We start from the raw sequence: 13157 nt of genomic DNA on the forward strand, positions 1-13157 counted from the left end.
CGGGACCGTATCGTCGTAACGGGAGAGTAGGCCCATCCGACGACGGAACGCAACCGTTGCGTCGTCCCGCCTATGCTGGGGGGCATGACGACCAACGCCGACGAACCCCCGGCGCGCCCGCGCCGGGCCCCGGCCGGGGCCGCCGTGCTCCGGGAGGACGTGACGGAGGCGATCCGCGCGGCCGTCTTCGAGGAACTGGCCGCCGTGGGGTACGCGCGGATGTCGATCGAGGGCATCGCGCGCCGGGCCGGCGTGGGCAAGACGGCGGTGTACCGGCGCTGGCGCTCCAAGCTCAACCTGGTGCTGGACGTGGTCTCCGCGATGGCGGTCCTGGGTCTTCCCGCCCCGGACACCGGCTCCCTGGAGGGCGACCTCCGGCTGCTGTACGAGGTGATGTCGCGCGCCCTGCGCCACCCGGTGGCCTCGCAGATCATCCCCGACCTCCAGGCGGAGGCCGCCCGCAACCCCGAGATGGCCGAGACCCTCCAGAAGGCGGTACGGGACGGGCAGGACGGGGTCGCGTCGAAGATCGTGGCGGCGGCGCGGGAACGGGGCGAGGTGAGCGCGGACCTCGACCTGGACCTCGCGCTCGACCTGATCTCCGGCCCCCTCTACTGGCGCGCGGTGATCATCCGCAGCCCGAAGCTGCCCAAGGGCTACCTGGCGAACCTGGCGAGGGCGACGGCGGGCGCCCTGAAGGCGCTCTAGGCGCCCCCGATCAGCCTCCGCAGCCGTCCGCGCGCCACCCGCGCCGCCCCCGCCGGGCCCGTGGCCACGCGCAGGGACAGGGCGCCGGAGTGGGTGGCGTAGGGGTGGGCCAGCAGCACCAGGTGGCGCGGGCTGGGCAGCACGCGTCTGCGCAGGTGGGGACTGTCCGTGCGGGCGTGGGCGGTGATGTCCCGGTGGGCGCCGTCCTTGAAGTGGACGGTGAGGCACAGGTCCCACACGCCCGCGCCCAGCGCGTGCAGGTCGACGGCCGCCTCGGCGGTCCAGGTGCCGTTCGGCGCGGGGACCAGCGGCAGCGTGATGTGCCGGACCGGGCGGCCGGTCCCGCGGTCGTGCCAGCGGGCCGTCACCGCCAGCGGGCCCGCCTCGGCGAGCCGGTCGTACAGCTCGTGCAGGCGCAGCCGGAGCCGGGCGCCGCGGGTGTGCGGGAGCAGTTCGGCGTCCATCGCACAGGGCAGCGCCCCGGTGGGGCAGGTCAGCAGCGGGGTCAGGTCGACGCCCGGGTGCGCGTCGGACCAGACGGGCGTGCCCTCGGGGGTGCGGGCGTACGGGGGGAGCAGACGGGCCGGGCGGGCGGCCAGTTCGCGCAGCCGGAGCAGGTCGCGCGGCTCGGCGGACTCCAGCACGAACCGGCCCAGCAGGGTGCCGGGGGCGGCGGGGTCGCGGGCCCAGTCCCCGTCGTCGTACCCGGCGAGGTAGGCGCGGGTGTGCGCCCACCAGGCGTGCCGGTACTCCGGTTCCCGCAGGGTCAGTTCGCGCAGGTACATGCGCAGTTCGTGGTCGAGGAACTTCGCCCGCGCCGCGTGCGCCAGTTCCGCCTCCCCGGCGCCCCGCAGGATCTCGTACGCCTCGGCGCAGGCGCGGGTGCGGGCGTGCCAGTTGCCGATGTGCTCCCGGTTCAGGGAGAGCGAGAGCTGTTCGGCGGCCCGGCGGACGTGCCAGACGTAGACGAGGTCCGGGACGAGGGCGATGCGGGGGGCGGCGGCGAGGACGCGGGCGGTGAAGACGAAGTCCTCGTAGAGGTAGCGGCCCTCGGGGAAGCGGATGCCGTTCACCCGGAGGAAGTCGGTGCGGTACAGCTTGTTGACGCACAGGGTGTCGTGGACGAGGTGCGGGCGGTCGGCGGGGTGCCCGATCAGCGCCGCCTGCGCGAACAGACCGGACTGCCAGGGGTGTTCGCGGCCCGAGGGCACTTCCCGGCGGACGCACAGCCCGGCCGCCACCTCGGCCCCTGTCTCCCTCGCCGCCCGCAGCAGCGCGTCCACCGCACCGGGCGGCAGCAGATCGTCGCTGTCCAGGAACATCACGTACGGCAGGGTCACCGCGTCGGTGCCGGTGTTGCGCGGGGTGCCGCAGCCGCCGCTGTTGACGGCGTGCCGGATCACCCGCAGCCGGGGCTCGCCGGCCGCGAGCCGGTCCAGGATCTCGGCGCTGCCGTCGGTGGAGCGGTCGTCCACCGCGACGACCTCGCCCACCGCCGGACCCTGGTCCAGCGCGGAGCGTACGGCGTCGGTGACGTGGGCGGCGTCGTCGTAGCCGATGACCACGACGGCGACCTGGGGCGCTTCGGGCATGGGGTCCATGGTCGCTGCCGGGCCGTCAGGAGCCCGTCAAGGCGCGGTCCGGGACCCGGCCGGGCTCCGGCCGGGCGCGGCTCGCGGGCACGTCGGCGGGGGGCCGGGTGGACTGCCGCAGCCGGACGAAGGACAGCACGGCGGCGGCCAGCAGCAGCACGTTGCGGGCCAGGATGAGCAGGCAGCCCGGCCAGGTGCCGTCGATGACCGCGCCGTAGTTCATCGGGAAGACCAGGGTGCTCACCCCGGTGGCGATGAGGATCAGCACGGCCACCGGGCGCTGGCGGGTGTGCCGGGAGGTCAGGCAGACGGCGGCCAGGCCCAGCAGCCAGATCAGGTACTGCGGGCTGATGACGCGGCTGGTGACGGTGAACAGCAGCACCGCGGTGAGCGCCGCGTCGTACGGGGTCGCCGGGGAGAAGTGCCGGGCTCGCAGCCGCCACACCACCAGCAGCCCGAAGGCGGCCGCCGTCAGCGCCAGCGAGGCGGTGGCGACCGTGTGCACGTGGGGGCCGACCAGCTCCATCGAGCCGTACTGGTAGCGCACCGTGCCGGACCAGCCCGCGTGCCGGGCGAGATTGAGCGCGGTGCCGCCGAGCGACTCCAACTGGACACCCCGGTCGCCCTGTTCGCGCAGGAAGGCGAAGGGGTGGGCGAACAGCAGCGCCAGCACCGCGAGGCAGGCGCAGCCGGTCGCCGTCGCCCAGGACCACGCCGAGCGGGTCGCCCGTCCGCGTGACACGCCGAGCAGCACCAGCGCGGGCCAGACCTTCACCACCGCGCCGAGCGCGCCGAACACCCCGGCCGCGCGCGGCGACCGGCCGAGCGTCAGGAGGGCGGCCACACCGAGCGCGGTGACCTGGACGTCGTAGCGTGCCAGCGGCATGTGCAGCAGCAGCGGGAGCCCGCCCACCCAGAGCGCGGCGCCGCGCAGACTGCGTCCGGTGCGCCGCCCGGCGACGGCCAGCGCCACGGTGACGGCCGCGTCCGCCGCCAGCGTCAGCAGCACGAACGCCTCGAAGTAGGAGAGCCCCGGCAGCAGCCCCGGCGCCAGCAGCACCAGCCCCGCGCCGGGCGGGTACTGCCACAGCGTGTCGTGCGTGGGGAACGTGCCGTGCGACAGGACGCCGTACCAGTGGAAGTACAGCCGCCACACCTCGCGCGAGACCGAGCCCCCGCCCAGCACGTGCGCCGAGCCGAGGACGAGGAGCCCCAGCATCAGCGCGCGGGTGGCGAGCCAGCCGGCGACGAGGGCGAGGACCGGACCGGAGGTGACACGGAGACGGTTCATCGCGTGGGAGCCTAATCCGCGCGGATGGTGTATCCCTGCCGATACGCCGTCAATGATCGGAAAAGACTGTCTCATCGCAAAAGATCGGGCCGTGGTGGACGTCGGGCCTCTGGTGGAAACGCAGCCGCCCAGCGCGGCTGGAAGAACGGCGGTCGTGCCGGGCGGCGCGGGCGCGGAGCGGACCGGCCGGGTGCCGTGGCGCGTCCGGTGGGGCGCGCCCGTGTGCCTGCCCGCGCTGGTCATGCTCGGGCTCGGGCTGTGGGGAGTGGACCGGGGCGGGATATGGCGCGACGAGGCCGTCACCTTCCAGGTCGCCCGCCGCTCGGTGCCGCAGATCTGGCAGCTCCTGCACGACGTCGACGCCGTGCACGGCCTGTACTACCTGCTGATGCACGCCGTCCTCGCGGTTCACCCGGACGAGGTAACGCTCCGGCTGCCCTCGGTGTGCGCGGCGGCCGTCACCGCCGCACTCGTCGGTGAACTGGGCGTCCGGCTGGCCGGACCGCGGGTCGGCCTGTGGGCCGGACTGCTGTACGCCGTCTCGCCGATGGCCGGCCACTACGCCCAGGAGGGCCGTTCGTACGCTCTCGTCGCCGCGGCCGCCACCGGCGCGACCCTGCTCTTCGTCCGCGGGGTGCGCACCGGCGCCTGGCGGGTCTACGGCACGGTCCTCGCGGTCACCTGCTGGCTGCACGAGTTCGCCGTGCTGCTGCTCCTCGCCCACGCCGCCTCCCTCGCGCTGGCCCGCGTCGGCGCGCGGGTGTGGCGGGGCTGGGGGAGCGCGGCCGGGCTCGTGGTGCTCGCCCTGCTGCCGATGATCCTGGTCTCGCACGCCCAGTCCGCCCAGCTGGCCTGGGTCCGCCCGCCGACCTGGGCGACCGCGGAGAACCTGCTGCACTGGTTCCTCGGGCCGGGCGAGGGCGTGTACGGGAGCTGCCTGGCGCTCGCCCTGCTGGGCGTGGCCGGGCTCGCCGGGCCAGCGGGGCGGCTGACCTGCGCGCGGGTCGGTCTGCCCCTCGCCGTGGTGCCGCCCGCCGCCCTGATGCTGGCCTCGCAGCTCTCCCCGCTCTACGTCGACCGGTACGTCCTCTACGCCCTCTCCGGCGCGCCTCTGCTGGTCGCCGCCGGTGCCGACCGGCTGGCCCGGCTCGCCGCCCGGCTGCGGCTGCGGGTGCCCCGGCCGCCGGTGCTGGCCCTGACCGGGGCCGCGCTGGCCGTCCTGGCGCTGTGCCTCCAGCTCCCGCTGATGAGCGACGACCGCGACCCGGCCCACCGCCCGGACGACCTGGCCGCCGTGGCGCGGGTCGCCGCGCGGAAGCTGGAACCCGGTCAGCCGGTGCTGTTCCTGCCCACCCAGGCCCGCAACGCCGCCCTCGCCTACCCGGGCGCCTTCGCCGGTGTCCGCGACGTCGCCCTCGACGAGCCGGGCCCGACGTCCGGGACGCTGTACGGCAGGGAGGCCGACGCGGCCGAACTGCGGCGGCGGCTGTCCGGAGTCGACCGGGTGTGGGTGGTGGCCGACCGGGACCTGCTGGCCGGCCGCTGGAGCCCGAGCGGCCCCGCGGAGCGGGTCAAGATGGCCGTACTCGCCCAGGAGTTCATGCCCGCCGAGGAGTCGGCCGACGGCGACGCGAGCGTACGGCTCTACGTCCGCCGGGTCGCCCTCAGCGCGCTGCCGGGCCTTGCTCCAGTTCCCGTACCGCCGCGTCCAACGCGCCGGTGAGCCGGTCGAGGCGCTCGCGCAGCTCGCCGATCTCGGCCGGGTCCGTGCCGGTGGCGGCGGCGATGCGGCGGGGCACCTCCAGCGCCCGCTCACGCAGGGCCGCGCCCTCGCCGGTGGGCGTCACCCGTACCGAGCGCTCGTCGCTCGCGCTGCGCTCCCGGCGCACCAGGCCGGCGCCCTCCAGTCGCTTGAGCAGCGGGGACAGGGTGCCGGAGTCGAGCCGCAGATGCTCGCCGAGCTGCTTGACGGGCAGCGCGCCGCGCTCCCACAGCACCAGCATCACCAGGTACTGCGGGTAGGTGAGCCCGAGGTCCTTGAGCAGCACCCGGTACACGCCGTTGAAGGCGCGGGAGGCGGCGTTCAGGGAGAAGCAGATCTGCCGGTCCAGGCGGAGCCAGTCCGGGTCGGCGGCATCGGTGGCGGGGCCGGCCGACGGGGTGGGCGAGACGCTCATGACACCCAGGATAGCCGGACGGCGAGAGTTTGGTTGTGCGCAATTTAATTGTGTGCTCTACTCGATGCCGAGGGCGGCGGTCCTCCCCGGCCCGCCGCCACCGACTTCACCGAGAGGACCGGTCACCCCATGGACGCGCTCTACACCGCCGTCGCCACCGCCACCCACGGACGCGAGGGCCGCGCCGTCTCCTCCGACGGCCGCATCGACCTGCCGCTCGCCATGCCGGTCGAGCTGGGCGGCGACGGCCAGGGCAGCAACCCCGAGCAGCTCTTCGCCGCCGGCTACGCCGCCTGCTTCGGCAGCGCCCTCGGCCTGGTGGGCCGCCAGGCCAAGGTGGACGTCTCCGACGCCGCCGTCACCGCCGAGGTCGGCATCGGCAAGGAGGGCGAGGGCTTCGGCCTCAAGGTGACGCTCCGCGTCGAGCTGCCCGACACCGTGGACGCGGAGACCGGCCGCAAGCTGGTCGAGACCGCCCACCAGGTCTGCCCGTACTCCAACGCCACCCGCGGCAACGTCGAGGTCACCCTCGTCGTCGAGTGACCTCGCCCGTCACGAGGACCGGGTGAGCTGATCGGCTCCCACGGCCGGGCCGGGGATGCGCGCCGCACCGGTGGCGGGCATCGCCTCGCCGAGCAGCAGGGTGCGTACCACCCGCTCGGCGGCCCGGCCGTCCTCGAACTCGCAGAACCGCGCCCGGAAGTCGGCCCGCAGCGCCGCCGACTCCCCGTCCCGCCACGCCCCGGACTCGAACAGCCGGACCAACTCCCTCTGGGAGTAGGTCACATGTCCTGGCGGGCGGGCGGTGATGTCCAGATAGGCGCCCCGGCTCGCCCGGAACGTGTCCCAGTCGTCGGCGTGGACCACGATGGGGCGGTCCAGCACGGCGTAGTCGAACATGATCGACGAGTAGTCCGTGACCAGCGCGTCCGAGGCCAGCATCACCTCCGCCGCGTCCGGCTCGTCCGTCGCGTCGACCACCACCCCGCGCCGGGCCAGCTCCGCCAGGCCCGCTCCGCGCGCCGGGCCGTTCGCCAGCGACGGATGCAGCCGCACCACCAGCGTGTGCCCCTCGCCCAGGCCGGCCGCGAACGCCGCCAGGTCCAGCCGGTCCGCGTGGCCGCCCCGGATGTAGTCGCGCCGGGTCGGGGCGTAGAGCACCACCGTGTGATCCTCGGGGATGCCGTGCCCGCGGCGGAACCTCCGGCCCCGCGCGGCGCCCGCCCCCACCAGGACGTCGTTGCGCGGGCTGCCGGTGCGGACCGAGGTGAAGTGGCAGGGGAAGGCCCGCTCCCACACCAGCTCGGCGTGCCGGCTCGCGACCAGGCCGTAGTCCCAGCGGTCCGCCCGGCGCAGCATCCGGGGCACGTCGAAACCGAGCCGGGCGCCGGGCCGGTCCAGCAGATCGGCGCCCACGTACTTCAGCGGGGTGCCCTGGTGGGTCTGGATGTGCGTGGCACCGGGCCGCTTGACCAGCGCGCCGGGCCAGTTGACGTCGTTGACGAAGAACGCCGCCCGCGCGGTGACCTCCAGATAGCGCCGCGAGCCCAGCAGCACGTACTCGGTGTCCGGGGGCAGGGTCGCCGCGGTCTCCTCGTCCCGCACCACCCACACCCCGCGCAGCCGGGGAGCGATCGCCCCGGCGGCCCGGTACACCGCCGCCGGGTCGCCCAGCATGCCCCGGTGCGAGGACGCCGAGTACACCACCAGATCCGGGTCGAGCGGGCGGCGCGACTGCACCGCCGACCAGCCGCGCCGGGCGCGTGTCCCGGCCGCCGTCCGCAGCCGCGCCGCGCGCCGTCCGGCCTCCCGGCCCGCCTGCGCGGCCCGGCGCCGCAGGAGGTACGCCCCGTAGCCGCCCTCCAGCACACGGGTCTCGCCCTCGGCGCGGGTGCCCTCGGGCCGGTGCGCGCGGAACATCTCCGCCGTGCGCCGGAAGAACTCGGCCTTGTCACCCGGCGGCAGCCGGTCCGGCTTGGCCAGGATGTCCAGGCAGTGCTCGCCCATCTTGCGGTGGAGGTACGGCCGCCACCGCCACAGCTCCGGGCGCCCCTCCACGAACGCGAAGACCCGCTCGTACTGGTCGTGCACGTCGAAGTGCTTGCGGCTGGTGGTGGAGAGGATGTTGCCCTGCCTGCGCTGGCGGTAGTGCAGACAGATCTGGTCGAGCGTGGCGATGCGGCCGGCGCTCAGCATGACCGGGAACGTCCACGGGGTGTCCTCGTAATAGCCGGGCGGGAACGCGAAGCCGCCCGCGGTGACGAAGTCGCGGCGGTAGACCTTGTTCCACACCACCATCAGCAGGTCGAGGATCTCCGGCCGCCCGGCCGCCGTGAAGGTGCCGTCCTCGGCCCCGAGCACGTGCGCGAGGACGTTGCGGCGGGTGCCGCCCCACCAGTAGGTGCGGGCGTAGTCGAAGACCAGCACGTCCGGGTCGCCGGTCTCCGCGAGGCGGCCGGCGACGGCCGCGAGAGCGCCCGGGGTCAGGGTGTCGTCGCTGTCGAGGAACAGTAGGTAGTCGCCGGTGGCGTGCGGCATCCCGGCGTTGCGCGCCCGGCCGAGGCCGACGTTCTCCGGCAGGTGCAGCACCTTCACGCGGGGATCGCGCCCGGCGTACTCGTCGAGGATCGCGCCGCAGCCGTCCGGTGAGCGGTCGTCCACGGCGATCACCTCCAGATCGCCGAAGGACTGCCCGAGCACCGAGTCCAGGCACTCGCGCAGGAATCCCTGCACTTTGAAGCAGGGGACGATGACACTGAAGCGGGGCACGGCGGATCAGCTCCTCACGAGGGACGCGGCGGCGGGGGCGGGCACACGCTCGGCGAGCGGCACCACCGGCGGCAGCGCCTCCGGCGGCTCGCCGAGCAGCACCCGGCGCACGACCCGCTCGGCCGCGCGCCCGTCGTCGAACTCGCAGAACCGCTCCCGGAACACGGCCCGGCGCGCGGCGGACTCCTCACCCCGGTACTCGCCCTCGCGGAAGATCCGCGCCAGCTCCCCGGGGGTGCGGGCCACCGGGCCCGGCGCCTCGGCCATCAGGTCGAAGTACACGCCCCGCGTCTCGCGGTAGACCTCCCAGTCGTCCGCGAACACCACGATCGGGCGGTCCAGGTTGGCGTAGTCGAACATGATCGACGAGTAGTCCGTGACCAGCGCGTCCGCCGCCAGGCACACGTCCTCGGCCGAGCGGTGCGCGGTGACGTCGATGACCCGGTCCGAACTCCGGGCCGTGCCCTGGTCGTAGAAGTAGTGGGCGCGCAGCAGCACCACCACGTCCTCCCCGGCCGCCTCGCAGAACGCGGCCAGGTCCAGACCGGATTCGAAGCCGGTCGCGTGGTCGCGGTGGGTGGGGGCGTACAGCACCGCCGTGGCGCCCTCGGGGACGCCCAGTTCGCGGCGGACGCGGGCCACGTCCTCGGCGGTCGCCGTCACGTACACGTCGTTGCGCGGGTAGCCGTACTCCAACTGCTCGTAGGAGCCGGGGAAGGCGCGCTCCCACATCTGCGTGGAGTGCCGGTTGGACGACAGGTTGAAGTCCCAGCGGTCCACCCGGCCCAGCAGCTTGGTGAAGCTGCCCGACCGCGCGGCCACCACCGGGTACGTCGACTGGTCCACGCCCATCTTCTTCAGCGGGGTGCCGTGCTGGGTCTGCAGATGCGTGGTGCCGGGGCGCTTGACGACGCCCTCGGCGAAGTTGGCGTTGTTGATCAGGTACGTGGCGCGGGCCAGTACCTCCCAGTACCGGCGCGAACCGATCACCGCGTACTCGACGCCCTCGGGGACCGTGTGCGCCTGGTCGGCCTCCACCAGGAACACCGAGCGGATGTGCGGGGCGAGTTCGCGGGCCCTGGCGTGGATCGCGGCCGGGTTGCAGGCGTACCCGCGGCCCCAATAGGCGCAGTACACGGCCAGATGGGGATCGAGTGGACGGCGCAGCGCGCGGGCGTAGCGCAGCCGGGTGCGCAGCGCGCGCGGCTTCGGCAGCCGGCGCAGCACCCCGGCGGCCACCCGGCCGGCCCCGCGCAGCGCGCGGAACGGGGTGTACGCGCCCGCCGCCAGCAGCCGGTGCTGCGCCCCGAGGCTCCCGCCGGGCACCCGGTACCCGGCCGGGCGGTGCCTGCGGTACAGCCGTCCGGCGCGGCGGAAGAACGCCCGGTGGCCCTCGGTGAGCCGCTCGGGGCGGGACGCGGTCTTCAGGACCTGGAGGAAGAGCTGCCCGAACAGGGCCCTGGCCCGCTCCGCCGGGAGCGCGGACTCGGCGGCCCGGCGCAGCACCCGGTCCACCTGGTCCAGGAGGTCGCGCTGGTGCGGTCCGGGCACGTTCAGCCTGCTGCCCTGGCGCCGGGCCCGGTGCCGGACGACCGGCCGCCGCAGCACCGCGATCCGCCCGGCGGCGACGGTGACCAGGCCGCCCCAGCCGAGGTCGGTGAAATGCCCTTCGGGAAAGGTGAGTTGGTGCTCGGCGAGGAAGGAGCGCCGGTAACAGGCGCTCCACGCGGGGAACTGGACGCCGGTGAGCCAGGGGGCCGCGCCGGGCGCGAAGGCGCCCTTGGGGGTCTTCGCCAGCAGCGGGGCGGCCGGGTTGGCGGGCTCGCCCTCCCACCAGGGCATCCGCTCGTACTCGGCGTGCAGCACGTCGACGCCCGCGGTCTCGGTCAGCCGCTGGTCCAGCGCGGCCAGCGCGCCGGGCAGCAGCAGGTCGTCGCCGTCCAGGAACAGCACGTACCCGCCGCGCGCGGCCCGCAGCCCGGCGTTGCGCGCCCCGCTCAGTCCGGCCGACGGCGGCGAGTTCACCGGGTGCACCCGCCGGTCGCGCTCGGCGTGTGCGGCGGCCACCGCGGCGGCCGGGGCGTCGGGGGAGTCGCAGACCGGGATCAGTTCCAGGTCGCCGAAGGACTGGGCGAGGACCGAGTCGAGGGCCTGCGACAGCCGGCCCGGGACCCCGTGGGAGGGGACGATGATGCTGAAGCGGGGCATGCTGTTCTTTCTGTCGTCTTGCGGACGCGGCCCGGCCGCCCGGCGGGACGCCAGGTGGACGGCCGGGTCGGCGTGGGCCGCGTCGTGCCGAGGGGCATGGAGACTCCCGGAAGGTCCAACGGTGTTCAGCGGCCCTCGGTGACGGGGAGCGGGCCGGAAGGTTGCGGCACGGACGCCAGCGGCGCCCTGACCTGGGTCTCGGCCGCCGACCGCGGCCTGCGCGCACCGGGCGGCACCGCCCTGGGTAGCCCCGCAGGCCGCCCCAGCACCACATGGCGCACGACGCGCTCGCCCGCGCCGCCGTCGTCGTACGGGCAGAAGCGCTCGCGGAACGCGGCCCGCAGCCGGGCGGAGCGCACCCCGCGCCAGTGCCCGGAGGCGAACACGTCCGCGACCTCCTCCCCGGTGCGGGCCAGCGGGCCGGGCGGGCAGGCGAGCAGGTCGAGGTAGGTGCCCCGGACCGTGCGGAAGGTGTCCCAGTCCCCGGTGTGCAGCACCACCGGGCGGTCGAGCCCGGCGTAGTCGAACATCAGGGGCGAGAAGTCGGTGAGCAGCGCGTCCGAGGCGAGGCAGAGGGACGGCAGGTCGGGATGGGCGAAGACGTCGACCAGCCGGCTCCCCGGCGCCGGGGGCTCACCGAGCGGGGCGCGGGCCAGCAGGGTGAACCGGGGTCCGAGCAGGCCGAGCAGCCGGCCGGGGTCCAGCGGCGGCGTCTGGGTGCGCCGGTGGTCGCGGCGCGCGGGCACGTACAGCACGGCGACCGTCCCCTCCGGTACGCCGAGGGAGGCGCGCAGCCGGGCCACGTCGGCCGCGGTGGCGTGCTGGAAGGCGTCGTTGCGCGGGCTGCCGTACTCCAGCGTGGTGTAGTCGCCGGGGTGGGCCCGCTCCCAGGTCAGGGTGGAGTGCCGGTTGCCGGAGACGACGTAGTCCCACTGGTCGACCTCGCGCAGCTGCCCGGCGAAGTCCGTGCCGTGGGCGGCAGCCGGGCGTTCCAGGAGGTCGAGGCCGGTGTGGCCGAGCGGGGTGCCCTGCCGGGTCTGCACGTAGACCTGGCCGGGGCGCTTGACCAGGCCGGGCCCGAAACCGGCGTTGTGCACCAGGTACTTGGAGCGGGCGAGGGCGGTGAAGTGGGCGGCGGTGCCGGGCCGGCCGAGCCAGGCGGTGCGGATGTGGGGGGCGTGCGCGTGGAACGCGGCCTCGAGGGCGCTCGGGTCGCAGCCCTGGTCGACCGCCGGAGCGGCGGCGAAGAGGGCGCGGTCGGCGCGCAGGGGGAGAAGCCGCTGCACCCGGTAGTGCAGGCGCAGCAGGACCGCTCGCAGTCGTTGTTCCCCGCGCCCGGCCGAGGCCCGTGCGCGGCGGCGGAGCGCGGCGGCCAGGCGCAGGGTGCGGAAGGTGCGGTGCAGGCCGTGCCGGACCAGGGCGCGGCGGAGTCCCGGGGGTACCGGGGTGCCGGGGGCGCGGTGGCGGCGGCAGTGGGCGCGGGCCCGGCGCAGGAACGCGGGGTGGCTGCCGGGCGGAAGCCGGTCCGGGCGGGTGGCGATCGTGGTGAGGTGGTCGAGCATGCGGGCGTACAGCTCGGGCCGCCAGCGCTCCAGTTCCGGCCGCTCGGCGAGGTGGGCGAAGACCCGGTCGTACTGGTCGAACACGTCGAAGTGGCGGGGGCTGGTGGTACGCAGGATGCTGCCCTGCCGGCGCTGGCGGTAGTGCACGCAGACCCGGTCGAGCGTGGCGATCGAACCGGCCGCCATCAGCACCGGGAAGGTCCAGGGGGTGTCCTCGTAGTAGCCCGGCGGGAACCGGAAGCCCTCGCGGGTGACGAACTCCCTGCGGCAGGCCTTGTTCCACGCCACCATCAGCACCCGCAGCAGCCCCGGCCGGCCGGCCAGGGTGAAGGGGGCCGGGCCGTCCTCGGTGAGCCGGTCCGCGAGCCGGTTGCGCAGGGTGGTGCCGTCCCAGTGGGTGCGGGCGTAGTCGAAGACCAGCACGTCCGGCTCACCGGTCGCCGCGAGGCGGTCCGCGAGGGCGCGCAGGGTGCCCGGGGTGAGGGTGTCGTCGCCGTCGAGGAAGAGCAGGTAGTCGCCGACCGCCTCGTCGATCCCGGCGTTGCGGGCGGGGCCCAGACCGGCGTTCTCCGCGAGGTGCAGGGCCTTCACACGGGGGTCCCGGGCCGCGTACTCGTCGATGATCGCCCCGCAGCCGTCCGGCGACCGGTCGTCCACCGCGATCAGCTCGAAGTCGGGGCAGGACTGCGAGAGCACCGAGTCCAGGCACTCGGCGAGGTACGCCTGGACCTGGTACGCGGGGACGATGACGCTGAACCTGGGCAAGGCACATCCATGGGTCGGTCGGCGCGGGCCTTCTGCCCGGCAACGGCCGCCCAGGCGACTTGGTTACGGCTCCTACGGCATACGG

9 protein-coding genes are annotated in these 13157 nt (G+C 75.0%); 3 read left to right on the forward strand and 6 right to left on the reverse strand.

What is annotated here, in order from left to right; translation table 11 throughout:
* Window positions 1-84 precede the first annotated feature (84 nt).
* Entirely contained in the window at window positions 85-708 is a 624-nt protein-coding gene (locus tag EV284_RS11705) for a TetR/AcrR family transcriptional regulator (protein ID WP_130333090.1), read from the forward strand.
* Here the strand turns inward: EV284_RS11705 and EV284_RS11710 are convergent.
* Window positions 705-2309 carry a glycosyltransferase family 2 protein gene (locus tag EV284_RS11710; RefSeq protein ID WP_130333092.1) on the reverse strand — a complete coding sequence of 535 codons (1605 nt, stop codon included), beginning with the start codon at window positions 2307-2309 and terminating at the stop codon, window positions 705-707. The two genes, EV284_RS11705 and EV284_RS11710, sit on opposite strands and share 4 nt — an antisense overlap.
* A gap of 16 nt (window positions 2310-2325) precedes the next feature.
* Window positions 2326-3591 carry a glycosyltransferase 87 family protein gene (locus EV284_RS11715; RefSeq protein WP_130333094.1) on the reverse strand — a complete coding sequence of 422 codons (1266 nt, stop codon included), beginning with the start codon at window positions 3589-3591 and terminating at the stop codon, window positions 2326-2328.
* A gap of 91 nt (window positions 3592-3682) precedes the next feature.
* Here EV284_RS11715 and EV284_RS11720 point away from each other — a divergent pair, with 91 nt between their 5' ends.
* The gene (locus tag EV284_RS11720; RefSeq protein WP_242625657.1) at window positions 3683-5314 is read left to right on the forward strand and encodes a glycosyltransferase family 39 protein; all 1632 of its coding nucleotides are present in this window, start codon (window positions 3683-3685) and stop codon (window positions 5312-5314) included.
* On the opposite strand, the gene EV284_RS11725 is transcribed toward EV284_RS11720, so the two are convergent.
* Window positions 5256-5768, reverse strand: coding sequence for a MarR family transcriptional regulator (locus tag EV284_RS11725; RefSeq protein ID WP_130333096.1), 513 nt, complete (start codon window positions 5766-5768; stop codon window positions 5256-5258). The genes EV284_RS11720 and EV284_RS11725 overlap by 59 nt on opposite strands.
* Before the next feature lie 129 nt (window positions 5769-5897).
* Here EV284_RS11725 and EV284_RS11730 point away from each other — a divergent pair, with 129 nt between their 5' ends.
* Window positions 5898-6311 carry an organic hydroperoxide resistance protein gene (locus tag EV284_RS11730; RefSeq protein WP_130333098.1) on the forward strand — a complete coding sequence of 138 codons (414 nt, stop codon included), beginning with the start codon at window positions 5898-5900 and terminating at the stop codon, window positions 6309-6311.
* 9 nt (window positions 6312-6320) lie between these two features.
* Here the strand turns inward: EV284_RS11730 and EV284_RS11735 are convergent, their stop codons facing one another.
* The 3 genes from EV284_RS11735 to EV284_RS11745 form a co-directional block, all read right to left on the reverse strand.
* Window positions 6321-8537, reverse strand: a complete 2217-nt coding sequence (locus tag EV284_RS11735) for a bifunctional glycosyltransferase/CDP-glycerol:glycerophosphate glycerophosphotransferase (protein WP_130333100.1) — start codon at window positions 8535-8537, stop codon at window positions 6321-6323.
* 6 nt (window positions 8538-8543) lie between these two features.
* Complete coding sequence (locus EV284_RS11740; protein ID WP_130333102.1) at window positions 8544-10745, reverse strand: CDP-glycerol glycerophosphotransferase family protein; 2202 nt, start codon at window positions 10743-10745, stop codon at window positions 8544-8546.
* 125 nt (window positions 10746-10870) lie between these two features.
* Window positions 10871-13072, reverse strand: coding sequence for a bifunctional glycosyltransferase family 2 protein/CDP-glycerol:glycerophosphate glycerophosphotransferase (locus EV284_RS11745; RefSeq protein WP_130333104.1), 2202 nt, complete (start codon window positions 13070-13072; stop codon window positions 10871-10873).
* Window positions 13073-13157 lie beyond the last annotated feature (85 nt).

This window comes from Streptomyces sp. BK022, assembly GCF_004217355.1.
Lineage (GTDB): Bacteria > Actinomycetota > Actinomycetes > Streptomycetales > Streptomycetaceae > Streptomyces > Streptomyces griseoluteus.

Bases quoted from the DNA above. Each gene is read 5' to 3' on its own strand.
- EV284_RS11725 (WP_130333096.1), bottom strand. From the start codon at position 5,768: ATGAGCGTCTCGCCCACCCCGTCGGCCGGCCCCGCCACCGATGCCGCC.
- EV284_RS11705 (WP_130333090.1), top strand. From the start codon at position 85: ATGACGACCAACGCCGACGAACCCCCGGCGCGCCCGCGCCGGGCCCCG.
- EV284_RS11730 (WP_130333098.1), top strand. From the start codon at position 5,898: ATGGACGCGCTCTACACCGCCGTCGCCACCGCCACCCACGGACGCGAG.
- EV284_RS11715 (WP_130333094.1), bottom strand. From the start codon at position 3,591: ATGAACCGTCTCCGTGTCACCTCCGGTCCGGTCCTCGCCCTCGTCGCC.
- EV284_RS11740 (WP_130333102.1), bottom strand. From the start codon at position 10,745: ATGCCCCGCTTCAGCATCATCGTCCCCTCCCACGGGGTCCCGGGCCGG.
- EV284_RS11710 (WP_130333092.1), bottom strand. From the start codon at position 2,309: ATGGACCCCATGCCCGAAGCGCCCCAGGTCGCCGTCGTGGTCATCGGC.